Below are 17,822 nucleotides of genomic sequence, written 5' to 3' on the forward strand. Positions count from 1 at the left end.
TTTCGACGCGGTGCTCGCACCGTTCGGCGCCGGGGCGCCTCACGGGCTTCGTCCCGCTGCGCCGGACTCCGTCCGGCGGAGACGGGGGCTCGGGGGCGGGCCGGTGCCCGCCGGGCTCGCAGGGCCCCGGCTCCCGGCCTCGGGTGCCCGCCGGGCCGGAGGCCTGCGCCCCGGGGTGTACCGGGCCCGCCGGCCGGAGGACCGGCCTTCTAGCGGCGGCCGAACGCCGTCAGGGGGCCGTCCTCCCGGGACACGCGGCCCGGGCCCGGCTCGCGCGCCACCGCCCGCTCGGCCCTGCGGGCCTCCCGGCGGCGCCGCCGTGCCGTGCTGCTGGGCTCCGACACGACCCCGTACCGCTGGTTCCACATCTGCCGGGTGATCCACACGTCCAGTACGCCCCACGTGGCCACGATGGTCCCCGCTATCGCGCACAGCGCCATCGGGAAGGCCAGCCAGGAGGCGGTCAGCGTGAGGAAGAAGGCGACCGTCGCCAGGGTCAGCGTCACGGCCACGATCAACACCGCCCGCACCGCCGACGTCCGCACCGGATCCGGCATCCGGGGCTTGCGGGCCGGCTCCTCCACCCACAGTCCGCGCGCCCGGACCTCCGCGCCGCCTCCGACGGCTCTCTCCTCGTACCTGCTCATGGTCCGCTCACTCCCCACCACGCGGTCCGCCATGCCTGCTTCACCACGTCTACCCCAACGTGTCCGCTCGAACAGGAAGACGTCCGGCGCGATCGAGAGATTCCCGCATCGCGGACACCCCACGGCCCCCTCGATTGCGGAACGAACAATTCCAGCCATCCATCCGATTGCGGGGACTGACGCCCCACCAGGTGTCATCTGCCGCATATCGCACCACTCTTGACCGGAGGTATCGGACAACTCGTGATCTTCATCCAGAGGTCAGGCCGAAAACGTCCGGACACGCCTTCGATGCTGTTGCTCGGCAGTAGTAGGCTCACGCCGTTTAAATGACGGAACACCGACTCCCCGTAACGGGGTTGAGCTGGGGGAGGCTGGGGAGGCCATGCGCTTTCGCGGGAAATCCATCCGCCGGAAGATCGTGGCGTTGCTCCTTGTGCCGCTCGTCTCCCTGACAGCCCTCTGGGGCTTCGCGACGGTCATCACCGGCCGTCAGGCCGTCCAGCTGCTCGACGTCGCGTACGTCATCGACAAGGTGGGCTACCCCATCGAGGACGTCGTCCGCGCCGTCCAGAAGGAGCGCCGCCAGACCCTCGTCGTGATCGGCGACCCCCGCGCCTCCACGGCCACGGCCGAGCTCGCCAAGCGCCGGGCCGCGACCGACGAGGTGATCGACGAGATCAGGGCGAGCGCCCGCGACCCCGAGGTCACCGACGAGCTGAGCGCCCAGAACGCCCAGCGCCTGCGCTCGATCCTCGCCGCGTTCCACGGCATCGAGGGGATCCGCCGCTCCATCGACCAGAACACCCTCGACACCGGCCAGGCCCTGGAGTTCTACAGCCGTCTCGTCGACCCCTGCTACGAGTTCCTGATGAACCTCCACGCGCTGGAGAACGTCGAGATGGACAGGCAGGGCCGCGCCCTCGTCGGCATCACCCGGGCCCGCGAGGCGCTCTCCCGCGAGGACGCCCTCGTCGCCTCCGCCTTCGCCGCCCGCAGCGTCAACGCCGCCGACGTGCGCCGCGTCTCCGACCTCGCCGCCCACCGCACCCTGCTCTACGACTTCAACCTCGCGATCCTCCCGCCCGCCGACCGGGAGCGCTTCGAGAGGTACTGGGCCGGCACCGACTCCAAGGTGCTGCGCGACGCGGAGGAACGGTTCCTCAACGCCGGCGCGGTCAAGAACCCCCGCAGCAGCACCGCCGCCCAGTGGGACGCCGCCGCCACCAAGGTCCTCGACGACCTCGCCATCATGGGCACCGAGGCCGGGGACCGCTACCAGAAGCGCGTCGAGCCCGTCGCCATGGACGTCCTGGTCCAGGCCGCCGTCGCCGGCATCCTCGGCTTCATCGCGCTGATCGTGTCCCTGGTCCTGTCCGTGCGCATCGGCCGCGAGCTGATCCGCGACCTGTCCCGGCTCCGCAAGGACGCCCACGAGGCCTCCGGCGTCCGCCTGCCCGGCGTCATGCGCCGCCTCGCCGCCGGCGAACACGTGGACGTGGAGACCGAGGCACCCCGGCTGGAGTACGAGAAGGACGAGGTCGGCCAGGTCGGCCAGGCCCTCAACACCCTCCAGCGCGCCGCAGTCGAGGCCGCGGTCAAGCAGGCCGAGCTGCGCCGCGGCGTCTCCGAGGTGTTCGTCAACCTGGCCCGCCGCAATCAGGTGCTCCTGCACCGCCAGCTGACCCTCCTCGACACCATGGAGCGCCGCACCGAGGACACCGAGGAGCTCGCCGACCTCTTCCGCCTCGACCACATGACCACCCGCATGCGCCGCCACGCGGAGGGCCTGGTGATCCTCTCCGGCGCCGCGCCCTCCCGCCAGTGGCGCAAGCCCGTCCAGCTGATGGACGTGGTACGGGCCGCAGTCGCCGAGGTCGAGGACTACGAGCGCATCGAGGTGCGCCGGCTCCCGCGCCTGGGCATCGCCGGGCCCGCCGTCGCGGACGTGACCCACCTCGTCGCCGAACTCCTGGAGAACGCCACCGTGTTCTCCCCGCCGCACACCGCGGTCCAGGTCCACGGCGAACGCGTGGCCAACGGCTTCACCCTGGAGATCCACGACCGCGGCCTCGGCATGAACCCGGACGCGCTCCTCGACGCGAACCTCCGGCTCGCCGAGACCCCCGAGTTCGAGCTGTCCGACACCGACCGCCTCGGCCTGTTCGTCGTCAGCCGCCTGGCGCAGCGCCACGCCGTCAAGGTCGTCCTCCAGCCCAGCCCGTACGGGGGCACCACCGCGGTGGTGTTCCTCCCCGTGGCCCTGCTGACCGAGGCCCCCGACACCAACGGCACGGGCATCCGGCTGAACGCCGGGGTCGGCGCCGGCATGGCCGGGAAGCCGGGCAAACCGGGCAGGCCCGGCGCGATCCCGTCCGAGCGCAACGCGCCCGCCGTGGGACGGGCGCCCTCCGGCCGCGCCCTGCCGCCCGCCGAACTGCGCGGCCCCGTCGAGCTGGAGGCGCCGATCGGCCTCGACGACCCCGCCGTCGTGGACGGCACCACCACCGGGATCACCGGCCTCGCCGGCGTGGGCGGCCGCCCGGCCATGGCCACGCTGGACGACGAGACCCCGCCGAACGGCCTCCCGCGCAGCGCCCTGCTCGGCCTGCGTCCGGCCGAACGCCCGCCCACGGGCCGGCCCGCGGACCGGCCCACCGACCGGCACCCGGACCGATCCGCGGACCGGCCCACCGCGGACCGGCCCACCGAGTCCCGGCACCGCGAGCGCCACCCCGACCGGCGGCCCGACCGGGTCGGCGGCCCCCGCAAGGGCGAGCGCGAGCCGCTCGCCCCCACGGGTCCGGTCCGCCTCGACGGCGCCCGCCCGGACGTCTCCCGCCCGGACGGCCCGCGCGGCGGCCAGGGGTCGGTGCCGCTGCCGCGCCGCCGCCCCGCCCCGACGCTGGTCGCGGACCACGGCCGCCGCGTCGAGCCCCGTCCGGTCTCCCCGGTCTCCCCGGTCTCCCCGGTCCCGCAGTCCGCCGCCGCCGACGGGACCGGCGCCCCCGCACCCGCCCCGGGCGGCGGCGGGCTGCTGCCCCGCCGGGTCCGCCAGGCCAGCCTGGCCCCGCAGCTGAAGAACTCCCGCGCGGCCGCCCCCGCCCAGGACGCCGCCGACGCCGTCGCGGACGACCGGGACGCGGAGGACGTACGTACGCGCATGTCCGCGCTCCAGCGCGGCTGGACCGCGGGCCGCGACCAGCAGGCACGGACGCAGTCCGAGACCGGGGCAGGCACCTCCGCCGCCACCGGTCCCGCGAACGAGAACGAAGGGGACGGTCGATGACCGCACCGCAGACCGGAAACGACAGCAGGAGCCGCGGCTCCGGCCCGCTCAACTGGCTCCTCGACGAGCTCGTCGACAAGGTCGGCTCCATCCGCAAGGCGGTCGTCCTCTCCGGCGACGGCCTGCCCACCGGCACCTCCCGGGACCTGACCCGCGAGGACAGCGAGCACCTGGCGGCGGTGGCCTCCGGATTCCACAGCCTGGCCAAGGGCGTCGGCCGGCACTTCGAGTCCGGCAGGGTCCGCCAGACCGTCGTCGAGCTGGACGAGGCCTTCCTCTTCGTGATGGCGGCCGGCGACGGCAGCTGCCTGGCCGTGCTCGCGGACGCCGAGTCCGACGTCGGGCAGGTCGCGTACGAGATGACGCTCATGGTCAAGCGAGTGGGCGACCACCTGGCGACCGCCCCGCGCACCGGGCTGCCAGCCGGAGGGTGAGACGTACGGCATGAGCGATCCAGGCCAGGACCAACACCCTGCCCGCACCCCGTCCGGGGAGGGACCCGCCGCCCCTGACCACCCGCACTGGTTCGACGACGACGCCGGTCCCGTCGTACGCCCGTACGCGATGACCCGCGGCCGTACCAGCCACGCGGGCCAGCACCGCCTCGACCTGATCGCGCTCGTCGTCGCCGAATCCGCGGCCGACGACCCGGTCTGGGACATGACCCTGGCCCCGGAACACGCCCACATCCTGGGGCTGTGCCGGGGCCGCCCGCAGTCGGTCGCCGAACTGGCGGCCGACCTCGACCTCGCGATCGGGGTCGTGCGGGTCCTGATCGGCGACCTGGTCGACGATGAACTGGTCCACGTGACCAGGCCGGTACCGCCGGCCGAACTACCCGATGAATCCATTCTGCGTGAGGTGATCGATGGCCTTCGGGCGCTCTAGCCGCACCGGTGCCATGCACGCCGTGTCACCGGTCGAGCCGCTGACCCTGAAGATCCTGGTCGCGGGCGGCTTCGGGGTGGGTAAAACCACCCTGGTCAGTGCGGTAAGCGAGATCAGACCGCTGCGGACCGAGGAACAGCTCTCGGAACCGGGCATCGGTATCGACGACACCCAGGGGGTGGAGGGCAAGAGCACGACCACCGTGGCCATGGACTTCGGGCGCATCACGCTGCGCGAAGACCTGGTCCTGTACCTGTTCGGCACCCCCGGCCAGGACCGGTTCTGGTTCCTGTGGGACGAGCTGGCCCAGGGTTCGCTGGGCGCGGTGGTCCTCGCGGACACCCGCCGCCTCGCCGACTGCTTCGCCGCCGTCGACTACTTCGAACGCCGCGAGATCCCCTTCGTCGTCGCGGTCAACTGCTTCGAGGACGCGGACCACCACCCCGTGGTGACCGTGCGGGAGGCGCTCGATCTCGACCCGGGCGTGCCGGTGCTGCTGTGCGACGCCCGGGACCGGGAGTCCGTGAAGGACGTACTGGTGGGGGTCGTGGAGCACGCCATGTCGCTGGCCCGCGCCCGCCGCCGGAGCCTCTCGGCGGGCGCCTGACACGGACGCGGCCCGTACCCCCGCCGACTGGGGTACGGGCCGCAGCTCTCGTGGGGGATTCGGCGCCCAGGTTCGTGGCGCGGGACCGTGGAGCGAGTGTGAACCCGCCGCCGGGGGCCGTCAAGTACGCGGACAACACCCGCGGTAAACCGCTGCTCAGGCCCCCTCTCGACCCGATCCCGGCCCGGCCGCGGCCCGGGGCCCGGCCGGCCGCTCGGGGCCCGCCCGCCGCCCGACGAGCCGGACCCGGTCGCCCCCCCGACCCCGCGCGCTGTCGCCCCCCGCGCCCCGGCCCCCGCCCCCCCAGCCCGCTCAGCGCACCGCCACGACCGCCGAGCCGTGCCCGAACAGCCCCTGGTTCGCGGTGATCCCAGCCCGCGCCCCCGGAACCTGCCGCGCCCCGGCCGTCCCGCGCAACTGCCACGTCAGCTCGCAGACCTGCGCGATGGCCTGGGCCGGCACCGCCTCCCCGAACGACGACAGCCCGCCGCTCGTGTTGACCGGGACGCGCCCGCCCAGGGCCGTCACCCCCTCGCGCAGGAGCTTGGCCCCCTCGCCCGGCCCGCAGAGCCCGATGTCCTCGTACCACTCCAGCTCCAGGGCGGTGGAGAGGTCGTACACCTCGGCGAGCGAGAGGTCCTCCGGACCGAGCCCCGCCTCCTCGTACGCCGCCCGCGCGATGGAGGCGCGGAAGGAACCGGCCGCCGGTTCACCGCCCGCCCCCAACCCCACCGTCGAGTCGGTGGCGATGTCGGGCAGGTCCAGCACCGTACGGGGGTAGGTCGGCGTCACCGTGGACACGGCCCGGATGCGCACCGGGTCGGTGACGCCGCGCGAGCGCGCGAAGTCCGTACTGGACAGCACGAGCGCCGCTCCGCCGTCGGAGGTGGCACAGATGTCGAGCAGCCGCAGCGGATCGGCGACCACGGCCGAGGCCGCGACCTCCTCGGCGGTCACGGCCTTGCGGTAGCGGGCGTTCGGATTCAGCACCCCGGCCGCCGCGTTCTTCACCTTGACCTGGGCGAAGTCCTCCGGGGTGTCCCCGTGGACGGCCATCCGGCGGCGGGCGTACAGCCCGAAGTACGCCGGATTGGTGGCGCCGAGCACGCGGAACCGCAGCCAGTCCGGGTCGTCGGGCCGTTCGCCCCCGGCCGGTGCGAAGAACCCCTTGGGAGCCGCGTCGGCGCCCACCACCAGCACCACGTCCGCCAGCCCGGCCAGGATCTGCGCCCGGGCCGCCCCGATGGCCTGCGCCCCCGAGGCGCAGGCGGCGTAGACGCTGGTCACCCGGGCGCCCTGCCAGCCCAGCGCGCGGGCGAAGGTGGCGCCGGCCACGTACCCCGGGTACCCGGAGCGGACGGTGTCGGCGCCGACGATGGACTGCACGTCCGTCCAGTCCAGGCCGGCGTCGGCGAGCGCGACCCGGGCGGCGGCCCGCCCGTACTCGACGAAGCTGCGTCCCCACTTGCCCCAGGGATGCATGCCGGCTCCCAGCACGGCGATGTCGGCGGCGCTCACGCCGCGCCCCCCACGGGCTTGAACTGCCAGGTCAGCCAGGTGGTGTCGGCATCCTCGCCGAGCACCCCGCCGACCACCTCGACCTCCATGCCGACCGACAGATCACCGACGCCGACCCCGGGCGCCGCCTGCCCGAGCACGACCATCCCCTCGGCCTCCAGCTCCACCGCGATCAGGGTGTACGGCTCCCAGGGCACGCCGGGGTCGGACACGTACGGCGCCGGCGGCCGGTAGCGCCCGTCGGTGTACGACCAGACCCGGCCGCGGGGCGACAGCGGCACCTCGGCGAGGACGCCATCGCCGGGACAGCGGGGGTTGCGGCAGAAGGCGTCCTCGCGGGGGAAGAACACCGCGGTGCAGGCGGAACACCGGGTCCCGAGCAGCCGGAAGGGGCCCGGCGGCGCTGCTCCGGGCGCGGGTTCGGGCCCCGCTGTGTCCTCGGTGAACCAACCGCTCACGACGGGGGTGCGCGTGCGTGCCAAGATTCCTCCCGTGTCAGTGTTTCTGACGCATCGTCAGAAGTCTGGCACGGGAGGCCCGCCGGGTCACCGGTTCTCGGCGAGCCACTTCCGCGCGATCTCCGCCAGCTCCGCGTCCCGCCCGGCGAGCATCATCCGGATCATCTGCGCGTCCCCGCGGAGCGACCACCCCGGATGCCCGAAGGTCGCCGGGTTGTTCTTCTCGATCAGGAAGTGCGCGGGCCAGGCGGTCCCGTACCCGATCAGCGGCAGGGCGGCGAGGTACCGGTTCCGCCCCCGGGCCGCCCCGTAGAGGGTCAGGGTAAGTCCGGTGAGCGTGCCGGTGAGATGCAGCCAGCGGGTGGCGGCCCGCGCGTGCATGGCGACGTAGTAGGGCCAGAACTCCTCGTACGAACGGAAGGTCATGGGGGCACGGTAGTCACGGCCGGACGGCGGCGACAGAGACGGGGAAGTCGAAATGGGTGTCGGGGAACGCCTCGGGCCGGTGCGTGAAGTGCCACCACTCCTCGGGCAGGTTGACGAAGCCCTGCGCGCGCAGCGCCCGCAGCAGGAGCAGCCGGTTCGCGCGGGCCGCGGGCGGCACGGCCGGACTGTCCGTGTGGGAGCGCGGCCCGAAGAGGTCGAACGGGGTCCCCATGTCCAGCTCCCGACCCGATGCGGCGTCCACCAGCGTGACGTCGACGGTGCTTCCTCGGGAGTGGCCCGACCGCTCGGCGATGTAGCCGTCGGGAATCAGCCTGTCCTTGTCGACGTCCGGGTAGTAGTCGGCCTTGGTCCCCTGGTCGGCGGGGTCCCCGGCCCACCGGACGAACCGGTCCACGGCGCGCTGCGGCCGGTAGCAGTCGTAGACCTTCAGGGAGAGGCCGCGGAGCAGCAGCCCGCGCTGCGCGCGCCGCAACGCGTCGGCCGCGGGGCGCGCGAGCAGGCACACCGGATCCTCGTACCCGTCGACCGGGCGGCCGGTGAAGTTGCGGGCGGTCGCGTACCGCATGTCCTGCCGGACCGTCGGATCGACGTGCGCCAGCGCCGCGAACCCCGGCGGCGCCGATCCGCCGGCCGGCGCACCCGGCGCATAGGGCGCACCCAGCGCACCCAGCCCGGCCAGCACTCCCACACCGATCGCAACAGCCGCCGTTCTCATACCGCTTGGCTTACCATCGCGGGATGCCGGCACAGCTGAGGGACTCGCACTGCTCCACCTGCGGAACACCGTTCGACACGGCCGTGTGGCCCCGTACCTGCCCGTCGTGCGGCGTCACCGCGTACCGCAATCCGCTCCCGGTGGCCGTGGTGCTCCTCCCCGTCGAGGACGAGGACGGCACCGGCCTGGCGGTCATCACCCGCACCATCGAGCCTGCCCGCGGTGGCATCGCCCTGCCCGGCGGCTTCATCGACTTCGGCGAGGACTGGCGCGAGGCGGTCGTCCGCGAACTGCGCGAGGAGACCGGCATCGAGGCCCCCGCCCAAGAGGTCGCCCTGGCCGACGCCCTCAGCTCCCCGGCCGGCCACCTGCTCCTCTTCGGCCTGCTCCCGCCCCGGCCGGCGTCCTCCCTTCCCGCATCGGTCGCCACGAACGAGACCACGGGCTGGCACGTCCTGCGGGCACCGGCCGAACTCGCCTTCCCCCTCCACACCCGGGCGGCCGCCTCGTGGTTCGCAGGCCAGTACACCTGACCCCCACGGGGCCCGGTGCGGCCTGATTCCCGCCGGGCCCGGGTCGGCCTGACCCCCGCCGGGCCGGTACGCCTGCCCCCGCCAGGCCCGGGTCGGCCTCCCTGCCGGGCCCCGGTACACCTGATCCCCGCCGGGCCCGGGTCGGCCTGACCCCTGCCGGGCCCCGGTACACCTGATCCCTGCCGGGCCGGTACGCCTGATCCCCGCCGGGTCGGTACGCCTGAGCCCCACCGGGGCCGCCCCCGACACCCCCCGCCCCCTACACCCCGCCCCTACACCCCCCGCACCGTCACCCCCGGGACCCGTGCGCCCGCCTCGTCCTCCACCACCACCTCGTCCCCCGCCCACCGCACGGTGTACCGCTCGATCCCGCCCGCCGCGAACCCCGGCCCCGTGTCCCGGACCACCAGCCCGCCGCCCGTCCGCCCCCGCGCCGGAGCCCACGCCTCCAGCACCACCCCGCCGCCACCGGACGGGTCGCGGACCGGGAGCAGCGCGCCCGCGCGGGCCAAGACCGGGATCCGGCCCCGCGGGGCGTCCAGCAGCACCTGGCCCGGGCCCTCGTACGCCGCCCCGGTCGCGGTGTCGTACCACCGGCCCCGCGGCAGCCGCACCGCCCGCCGGTCCGCGCCGCACTCCAGCACCGGCGCGACCAGCAGGGCGTCGCCCAGCAGGAAGGTGTCCTCGCAGTCCCGCAGCGACCGCTCCTCCGGAGCCCCCCACCACAGCGGCCGCACGTACGGGGCCCCGGTCCGGCGGGCCAGGTGGGCCAGCGTCACGAAGTACGGCCGCAGCCGCTCCCGTTCCGCCATCACCGCACGGGCCTGCTCCTCCGCCTCCGCACCGAACTCCCACGGCTCCCGCCGCCCCGCCCATATCGCCGAGTGCGTGCGGAACAGCGGCAGGTACGCGCCCAGTTGCAGCCACCGCACGTACAACTCGGCGGAGGGGGAGCCGCCGAACCCGCCGACGTCCGGGCCCGAGTACGGCACCCCGCACAGTCCGAGCCCCAGAACCAGCGCCAAGGAGGCCCGCAGCCCCTCCCAGCTGCTCTCCACGTCGCCGGACCACGAGCCCCCGTACCTCTGCATTCCCGCCCAGCCGGACCGGGAGAAGAGGAACGGCCGCTCGTCCGGCCGCAGCCGGACCAGGCCCTCCCAGCCGGCCCGCGCCATCGCGAGGCCGTACACGTTGTGCCCGGACCGGTGGTCGCCGCCCGCGCCGTCCATCGCGTGCCGCGCGGAGCGGGGGAGCGTGTTGTCACCGAACGGGGCGAAGGACACCGGCTCGTTCATGTCGTGCCAGAACCCCGCGAAGCCCTGGCCCAGCCGCTCCTCGTACAGCCCGCCCCACCACTCCCGCACCGCCGGATCCGTGAAGTCCGGGTACGCGCACTCGCCCGGCCAGACCTCCCCGCGCACCTCCACGCCCCGGGCGTCCCGCACGAAGGCGCCGCCCGTGCCCACCGAGAGACCCGACGCGTGCACCGCGCCGCCCGTCTTCACCGCGGGGTCGATGATCGAGACCAGGCGTACGCCCCGCGCGCCCAACTCCCGTGCCAGCCCGGGCAGATCGGGGAAGCGCCCCTCGTCCACCGTGAAGACGCGGTGCCCGTCGTAGTGGTCGATGTCCAGGTGCACGGCCGACAGCGCCATCCCGCGCGCCGCGTACCCGTCCGCCACTCGGCGGACCTCCTCCGCGCTCCCGAAGCCCCAGCGCGCGTGCTGGTAACCGAGGGCCCACTCCGGCGGCACCGCCGCGGGCCCCGTCAGTCCCGACCAGCCCTGCAGCACCCGCGCCGGCGTCCCCACGAGCACCCAGCACCGCAGCGGCCCGCCCTCCGCGCGCAGCTCGCTCGACCCCGGACGGTCCGCTCCCGAGCCCGCGCCCTCCTCGCCCTCGCGCAGCACCACCCGCCCGTCCCAGGAGTTGTCGTGGAACACCAGGTGCGTCCCCGCGTCGGCGACCACCAGCTGGACCGGCATCGTCAGGTACAGCGGATCGGTGTCCGGCCCGAAGCCGCCCTTCGGATCCGTGTTCCACAGCCGGTACGCCCCGTCCCGCAGCCGGGGCCCCGCCGCCCGCCCGCCCAGCCCGAAGAACCGCGCGTCCGCCGCCACCTCGCTGCGCTGCGACCAGCGGGCCCCTCCCCGCGCCGGGTCCACGGGCTCCCACCAGCGCGGCGGCAGCTCCCTGCGCAGCACCGTCCCGCCGGGCGTGCGCACCTCGAGCGCTCCGTGCCGGGAGACCGCCACCGTCACCCGCTCCGACACCACCCGCCAGCCGCCCTCGGTGTCCGGCTCCAGCACGGCCCGCGGATCGGGATCCGGCCCGTCGCCGGCCACCGCGTACGAGGGCGTCGGCGCGGCCCCGTCCCAGCCCCAGAACACGGCGCCGCCCGACGTCACCCGCACCAGCAGTTCCGAGCGCGCGAACCGCAGCACGCCGCCGCCCGGCCGCGGCTCCGTACCCGTCAGCAGTCCCGGGACGCGCGCCCGCTCCGCGCCCCGGCGCGGGAGCCCCACCGCGTCCGCGCGCCGGTGGCGCCAGGCCGAGCGCCAGGCGCGCCGTCCGCGCTCCGTACCGAGGTCCTTCACCGCACGCACCAGATCGCGACCGTTCATGCGGATCACCCTGCCACCGGGCCCCGGCCGAGGAGGCCGCGTTCAGCTGCCGTTCACCCGGCAGCGGCACGCGCGGCCGGCCGCGGCCGACCGTACGGGACACCTCTGGTGCGGATGTCGATCACATGGCATGGTCCCAGTGAGCCGCCGCGCGCACACCCCCCGCGCGATGGCACCGTACGCACACGAAGCGCGAGCCGCAGACTTGACCGGGAGCCGACCCATGACCTCAGCCACGCAGCCGGAACCCCTCTGGGCCCCGGGCCCCGACCGGATCGCCGCGGCCCGGATCACCGCGTTCCAGGCCTGGGCCGCCGACCGGTTCGGAGCACCCGCCGACGGCGGCTACCCCGCCCTGCACAGCTGGTCCGTCGACGAGCTGGACACCTTCTGGCAGGCCGTCGCCGAGTGGTTCGAGGTCCGCTTCACCACCCCGTACGAGTCCGTCCTCGCCGACCGCTCCATGCCCGGCGCCCGCTGGTTCGCCGGCGCCACCCTGAACTACGCCGAGCACGCCCTGCGCGCCGCCGAGGACCCGGCCCGCGCCGGGGACGCCGCACTGCTGTGCGTGGACGAGACCCACGAGCCCGCCCCCGTCACCTGGGCCGAGCTCCGACGCCAGGTGGGGTCGCTCGCCGCAGAACTGCGCGCCCTCGGAGTACGCCCCGGCGACCGGGTCAGCGGCTACCTCCCCAACATCGCCGAGTCCGTGGTCGCCCTCCTCGCGACCGCCGCCGTCGGCGGCGTCTGGACCTCCTGCGCCCCCGACTTCGGCGCCCGCAGCGTCCTGGACCGCTTCCAGCAGGTCGAGCCCGTCGTCCTCTTCGCCGTGGACGGCTACCGCTACGGCGGCAAGCAGCACGACCGCCGCGAGACCGTCGCCGAGCTCCGTGCCGAGCTCCCCTCCCTGCGCGCCGTGGTCCACATCCCGGTCCTGGGCACCGAAGCCCCCGAAGGGGCCCTCGCCTGGTCCGACCTGACCGCGGCCGACACCGCGCCCGTCTTCGAGCCGGTCCCCTTCGACCACCCCCTCTGGGTCCTGTACTCCTCCGGTACGACCGGTCTCCCCAAGGCGATCGTCCAGTCCCAGGGCGGCATCCTCCTCGAACACCTCAAGCAGCTCGGCCTGCACTGCGACCTCGGCCCGGAGGACCGGTTCTTCTGGTACACCTCCACCGGCTGGATGATGTGGAACTTCCTCGTCTCCGGCCTGCTCACCGGTACGACCGTCGTCCTGTACGACGGCAGCCCCGGCTACCCCGACACCGGCGCCCAGTGGCGCATCGCCGAGCGGACCGGGGCGACGCTGTACGGCACCTCCGCCGCGTACGTCATGGCCTGCCGCAAGGCGGAGGTCCACCCCTCCCGCGACTTCGACCTGTCCGCCGTGAAGTGCGTCGCCACCACCGGCTCCCCGCTCCCGCCCGACGGGTTCCGCTGGCTCCACGACGAGGTCGCCGAAGACCTCTGGATCGCCTCGGTCAGCGGCGGCACCGACGTGTGCAGCTGCTTCGCCGGGGCCGTCCCCACCCTCCCCGTCCACATCGGCGAGCTCCAGGCCGCCTGCCTCGGCACGGACCTCCAGGCCTGGGACCCCGCGGGCAAGCCCGTCATCGGCGAGGTCGGCGAACTGATCGTCACCAACCCCATGCCGTCCATGCCGATCCGCTTCTGGAACGACCCCGACGGCAGCCGCTACCGCGACAGCTACTTCGACATGTTCCCGGGCGCCTGGCGCCACGGGGACTGGATCACGATCACCGACCACGGCTCGGTCGTGATCCACGGGCGCTCCGACTCCACCCTCAACCGCCAGGGCGTGCGGATGGGCTCCGCCGACATCTACGAGGCCGTCGAACGGCTCCCCGAGATCAAGGAGTCCCTCGTCATCGGCCTGGAGGAACCGAACGGCGGCTACTGGATGCCGCTCTTCGTCCACCTGGCCCCAGGCGCCCGTCTCGACGACGGCCTCCGCGCCCGGATCAAGGCGACGATCCGCGAGGAACTCTCCCCGCGCCACGTCCCCGACGAGATCATCGAGGTGCCGGGCATCCCCCACACCCTGACCGGCAAGCGCATCGAGGTCCCGGTCAAACGCCTCCTCCAGGGTGCCCCCATGGCCAAGGCGGTCAACCCGGGCTCGGTCGACAACCTCGACCTCCTCTCCTTCTACGAGGAGCTGGCCCGCACCCGCACCCACGGCTGAGGTCACTGTCAGTGGCGATGATTACGCTGAGTGAGCAATCGATCGCGCCACTCAGGGGGAGCCATGCCACCGAAGGACGACACCGGGACCCACCGCACCACGCGGACCGCCACCACCCGAACCGCCCGCACCACCCGCGGCACCAGCAGGCGCCGCACGCTGCGCCGCGAAGCCCCCAGCACCGTCGGCCTCATCGCCGACCCCGGGGACTTCGCGGCCATGCGCGCCTACCGCAGCTTCACCTTCGACGACCACCAGGACTACCTGCGTCACGTCGACGACCTGCTCCGGTCCCTCGCGGCCCAGGGCATCCACACCACCGTCGCCCTCTTCGACCCCGAGGAGTACGCCGAGCACTGCGCGGAACACGGCCTCGACCCGGACACGCCCGAGGCCCGCACCCGCTTCACCGCGGAACTCGCGGGAAGCAGCGCCGGCCTCCCGTACCGCGGCCAGCCCATCGACGAACTCGTCCCGCTCCTCGTGGACGAGGCCGTCCGGCAGGCCACGTGGGAGTACGCCACCACCCTCCTCGCGGGAGTGGGAAGCTGCGCGGACTGCGGTGAGGACATCGGCAACGCCTCCTTCGCACGCGCGGCCGACGCGCTCAAACGCCTCTTGGCCGGCGCCGGACCCGGCCACCACCACTTCGTCTGCAGCGTCCCCACGCCGACGGAACAGCTCGTCGTCGTGCTGCACGCCGACGTCCCCGCCGAAGAGGACGTCCCGCCCCGCATCGAGAACCGGGCCGGCCTCGACTTCGTGACGGTCTTGGCGGCCGGGCTCGCCCTCGGCGGCCCCGGGGGACTGGTCCTGCGCAGCTCGCGCGAGGACCGCGGCGACCGGGTCCACGGCTGGCGCCTGGACCGGGGCCGGCTGACCGCCCTGTCCGCGGCGGCCGTCTTCAACGCCTACTGCACCGACGCCGACACCGGCGATCCCGTCGCCCCCGAACCAGGGGTCGAGTACTGCCCCGGCTACGAGGTGGACCTCCCCGCCCCGCACCACTGAACCCGACGCCCGGCCCCGGAAGGAGCGGCCGGGACGGACCGAGGGGCCCCCGCCACCGGCGAAGGCCCCTCGCATCCCGCATCCGCACTCCTCCCGGCGGCTACTCGCCGGAGAGCACCGCCTGGGCGGCCACGCGGGCCTCCTCGGCGGTGTCGCACGCACGCGCCGCGGCCGCGGCCCGCTCGCACTGCGCCAGCGTGTGCTTGGCGAGCGTCGCCCGCACGTACGGAATCGAGGCGGCACCCATCGACAGGGAGGTGACACCCAGACCCGTCAGCACACAGGCCAGCAGCGGGTCGGAAGCCGCCTCACCGCAGACACCGCAGCTCTTGCCCTCGGCCTTGGCGGCGTCGGCCGACATGGCGATCAGGTCGAGCAGCGCCGGCTGCCACGGGTCCTGGAGCCGGGACACGGCGCCGACCTGGCGGTCGGCGGCGAAGGCGTACTGCGCGAGGTCGTTGGTCCCCAGCGAAAGGAACTCGACCTCCCGCAGGATCGAGCGCGCCCGGAGCGCGGCGGAGGGGATCTCCACCATCGCGCCGAACTTCGCCTGCAGCCCGGCCTCGCGGCACGCGTCCGCGAACGCCTTGGCGTCGGTCCGGTCCGCCACCATCGGGGCCATGACCTCGAGGTGGACGGGCAGGCCCTCGGACGCCTTGGCCAGCGCGGTCAGCTGCGTGCGCAGCACGTCCGGGTGGTCCAGGAGCGAGCGCAGGCCGCGCACGCCCAGCGCCGGGTTCGGCTCGTCGGCCGGGGTCAGGAAGTCCAGCGGCTTGTCGGCGCCGGCGTCCAGCACCCGCACCACCACACGGCCCTCGGGGAAAGCCTCGAGCACCTTGCGGTACGACTCGATCTGCTTCTCCTCGGACGGCGCCTTCTTGCTGTCGTCCAGGAACAGGAACTCGGTGCGGAACAGGCCCACACCCTCGGCCCCGGCCTCGAGGGCGGCCGGCACGTCCGCCGGCCCGCCGACGTTCGCCAGCAGCGGCACCTTGTGACCGTCGGAGGTCGCGCCCGGACCGGATGACGCGGAGAGGGCGGCCCTGCGCTCGGCGGCCGCCGCCTCCAGCTCGGCCCGCTTCTCCGGAGTCGGGTCCACGAACAGGTCGCCCGTGCTGCCGTCGACGGCGATGAGGGTCCCCTCGGCGATCTCGCCGGCACCCGGGAGCGCCACGATCGCCGGCACGCCCAGCGCCCGCGCGAGGATGGCGCTGTGGCTGGTCGGCCCGCCCTCCTCGGTCACGAACCCCAGCACGAGCGCCGGGTCGAGCAGGGCCGTGTCGGCGGGGGCCAGGTCCCGCGCGATCAGCACGTACGGCTCGTCGCTGTCCGGGACACCGGGCATCGGCACCCCCAGGAGCCGCGCCACGATCCGGTTCCGTACGTCGTCCAGGTCGGCCACCCGCCCGGCCATGTACTCGCCGGCCCCCGCGAGCAGGTCGCGGTAGGAGGCGAACGCGTCGTAGATCCCGCGCTCGGCGGTGCTGCCGACGGCGATCCGCCGGTCGACGTCCGCCATCAGCTCGGGGTCCGTGGCGATCATCGCCTGGGCCTCGAGCACGTGCTGGGCCTCGCCACCGGCCAGCTGGCCGCGCGCGATCAGGTCGGCCGATACAGCCTCCACGGCCTGGCGGGCGCGCCCCTGTTCGCGCTCCGCCTCGTCCGCGGTGATCTGCTTGGCCGGCGGTTCCAGAACCGCCGTACCCATGTGCCGAACCTCGCCGATCGCCACACCGTGGCTCACGCCGACGCCTCGCAGCGTTGTCTCCATTTCACCCGTCTCCGATTGTGCGGCGGCATCGGCCGCCGCGGTGGATGTCCGACTCGCCCTCGCGGGCGGACGCGTCACTGCCAGCTGAAGAGAACGTCGTGCGCCTTGATGTCGCCGGACTCGACGACGTCGGAAAGGGCGTCCGCGGTCGCCTCGAGTGCGACGACGGGGCACACGGGGGACTTGCCGGCGGCCTCGACCGCGGCGGGGTTCCAGCGGATGACGGCCTGACCGCGGGTCACGGTGTCGCCCTTGTTGACGAGCAGCTCGAAGCCCTCGCCGTTGAGCTGGACAGTGTCGATCCCGAGGTGGGTGAGGACGCCGTGGCCCTCACCGTCTACGACGACGTACGCGTGCGGGTGCAGGGAGACGACCACACCATCTACGGGGGACACCGCCTCCGAGGGCTCACGCGTGGGGTCGATAGCGGTGCCCGGTCCCACCATCGCGCCGGAGAACACCGGATCGGGCACTGCCGCGAGTCCGATGGCGCGCCCGGCAAGTGGGGACGTCACGCTGGTCATGGAGGGCCTCCCAGGGGTGGGGCTTCTTAGTGTCGCCGTCACTACCTGTCGCGGACGGCGTACTCTTGAGAAGGATAAGTCACGAGATATTCGGGTTCGCCCGATGTTGGTCCCGATCCGGGCTGGCCCTTTGGCACGGAGACTAGTGGACTAGACCGGTGGACTAGACCATACGCCTGAAACGATTTGCCTGGGCACCGGCAGACCTGTACTGTCGAGACTCCTGCCGCGACGCATCGTGTGAATTTTTCACGAACGTCCCATGGACAGGAACCCTCCTCTTCGGCATCGATCTTGAACTCGACCCTATTTCCGCGTGCCTTTTGGCAAAACGGAGAGTGGCAAGAGGGACGGAGAATCGCTGCTAGAGTCGGAACCGCCGGAAAGGGAAACGCGAAAGCGAATACCTGGAAAGCGAATCCCGCTTCGACCGGGAATCGGGCCCGAAAGAGTCTGCTAGAGTCGGAAACGCAAGAACAGAACGAAAGCCCGGAGGAAAGCCCGAGAGGGTGAGTACAAAGGAAGCGTCCGTTCCTTGAGAACTCAACAGCGTGCCAAAAATCAACGCCAGAAGTTGATACCCC

Annotated in this window: 15 protein-coding genes; 7 read left to right on the forward strand and 8 right to left on the reverse strand. The window is 73.6% G+C overall.

The features are described 5' to 3' along the window. Positions 1-209: 209 nt before the first annotated feature. Positions 210-647 carry a hypothetical protein gene (locus OTB16_RS24825; protein WP_267722978.1) on the reverse strand — a complete coding sequence of 146 codons (438 nt, stop codon included), beginning with the start codon at positions 645-647 and terminating at the stop codon, positions 210-212. A gap of 421 nt (positions 648-1,068) precedes the next feature. Here OTB16_RS24825 and OTB16_RS24830 point away from each other — a divergent pair, with 421 nt between their 5' ends. The 4 genes from OTB16_RS24830 to OTB16_RS24845 are packed head-to-tail and all read left to right on the forward strand — an operon-like array spanning position 1,069 to position 5,431. Beyond that, positions 1,069-3,936: a nitrate- and nitrite sensing domain-containing protein gene (locus tag OTB16_RS24830; RefSeq protein WP_324290877.1), complete on the forward strand. Its 2,868-nt coding sequence runs from the start codon at positions 1,069-1,071 to the stop codon at positions 3,934-3,936. Further along, a complete protein-coding gene (locus OTB16_RS24835; RefSeq protein WP_267722980.1) occupies positions 3,933-4,370 on the forward strand; it encodes a roadblock/LC7 domain-containing protein in 438 nt (145 codons plus the stop codon). The genes OTB16_RS24830 and OTB16_RS24835 overlap by 4 nt, the downstream gene beginning before the upstream one ends. 10 nt (positions 4,371-4,380) lie before the next feature. Beyond that, positions 4,381-4,824 carry a DUF742 domain-containing protein gene (locus tag OTB16_RS24840; protein WP_267722982.1) on the forward strand — a complete coding sequence of 148 codons (444 nt, stop codon included), beginning with the start codon at positions 4,381-4,383 and terminating at the stop codon, positions 4,822-4,824. Further along, positions 4,805-5,431: a GTP-binding protein gene (locus OTB16_RS24845; RefSeq protein ID WP_267722983.1), complete on the forward strand. Its 627-nt coding sequence runs from the start codon at positions 4,805-4,807 to the stop codon at positions 5,429-5,431. The genes OTB16_RS24840 and OTB16_RS24845 overlap by 20 nt, the downstream gene beginning before the upstream one ends. Before the next feature lie 312 nt (positions 5,432-5,743). Here the strand turns inward: OTB16_RS24845 and OTB16_RS24850 are convergent, their stop codons facing one another. The 4 genes from OTB16_RS24850 to OTB16_RS24865 all read right to left on the reverse strand — a co-directional run bounded on the left by OTB16_RS24850 (position 5,744) and on the right by OTB16_RS24865 (position 8,569). Next, entirely contained in the window at positions 5,744-6,949 is a 1,206-nt protein-coding gene (locus OTB16_RS24850; protein ID WP_267722984.1) for a lipid-transfer protein, read from the reverse strand. Further along, the gene (locus OTB16_RS24855) at positions 6,946-7,431 is read right to left on the reverse strand and encodes a Zn-ribbon domain-containing OB-fold protein (RefSeq protein WP_267722986.1); all 486 of its coding nucleotides are present in this window, start codon (positions 7,429-7,431) and stop codon (positions 6,946-6,948) included. Before OTB16_RS24855 ends, OTB16_RS24850 begins: the two co-directional genes overlap by 4 nt. Before the next feature lie 63 nt (positions 7,432-7,494). After that, positions 7,495-7,833 carry an Mpo1-like protein gene (locus OTB16_RS24860; RefSeq protein ID WP_267722988.1) on the reverse strand — a complete coding sequence of 113 codons (339 nt, stop codon included), beginning with the start codon at positions 7,831-7,833 and terminating at the stop codon, positions 7,495-7,497. 13 nt (positions 7,834-7,846) lie between these two features. Continuing rightward, positions 7,847-8,569: a M15 family metallopeptidase gene (locus OTB16_RS24865; protein ID WP_267722990.1), complete on the reverse strand. Its 723-nt coding sequence runs from the start codon at positions 8,567-8,569 to the stop codon at positions 7,847-7,849. A gap of 23 nt (positions 8,570-8,592) precedes the next feature. Between OTB16_RS24865 and OTB16_RS24870 the strand changes: the two genes are divergently transcribed. Further along, positions 8,593-9,102: an NUDIX domain-containing protein gene (locus OTB16_RS24870; RefSeq protein WP_267722991.1), complete on the forward strand. Its 510-nt coding sequence runs from the start codon at positions 8,593-8,595 to the stop codon at positions 9,100-9,102. A 272-nt stretch (positions 9,103-9,374) separates the two neighbouring features. Here the strand turns inward: OTB16_RS24870 and OTB16_RS24875 are convergent, their stop codons facing one another. Beyond that, positions 9,375-11,726: a glycoside hydrolase family 31 protein gene (locus OTB16_RS24875; protein WP_267722993.1), complete on the reverse strand. Its 2,352-nt coding sequence runs from the start codon at positions 11,724-11,726 to the stop codon at positions 9,375-9,377. Positions 11,727-11,949: 223 nt separating this feature from the next. Between OTB16_RS24875 and OTB16_RS24880 the strand changes: the two genes are divergently transcribed. Beyond that, positions 11,950-13,932: an acetoacetate--CoA ligase gene (locus OTB16_RS24880; protein WP_267722995.1), complete on the forward strand. Its 1,983-nt coding sequence runs from the start codon at positions 11,950-11,952 to the stop codon at positions 13,930-13,932. 63 nt (positions 13,933-13,995) lie between these two features. Further along, complete coding sequence (locus OTB16_RS24885; RefSeq protein WP_267722996.1) at positions 13,996-14,943, forward strand: hypothetical protein; 948 nt, start codon at positions 13,996-13,998, stop codon at positions 14,941-14,943. Between the two features lie 100 nt (positions 14,944-15,043). Here OTB16_RS24885 and ptsP read toward each other — a convergent pair whose 3' ends face one another. After that, positions 15,044-16,714: a phosphoenolpyruvate--protein phosphotransferase gene (ptsP, locus tag OTB16_RS24890; protein ID WP_267722997.1), complete on the reverse strand. Its 1,671-nt coding sequence runs from the start codon at positions 16,712-16,714 to the stop codon at positions 15,044-15,046. A 74-nt stretch (positions 16,715-16,788) separates the two neighbouring features. Then, positions 16,789-17,238 carry a PTS sugar transporter subunit IIA gene (locus OTB16_RS24895; RefSeq protein ID WP_267722999.1) on the reverse strand — a complete coding sequence of 150 codons (450 nt, stop codon included), beginning with the start codon at positions 17,236-17,238 and terminating at the stop codon, positions 16,789-16,791. Positions 17,239-17,822: the final 584 nt, after the last annotated feature.

This window comes from Streptomyces antarcticus (assembly GCF_026627255.1).
Taxonomy (GTDB): domain Bacteria; phylum Actinomycetota; class Actinomycetes; order Streptomycetales; family Streptomycetaceae; genus Streptomyces; species Streptomyces antarcticus.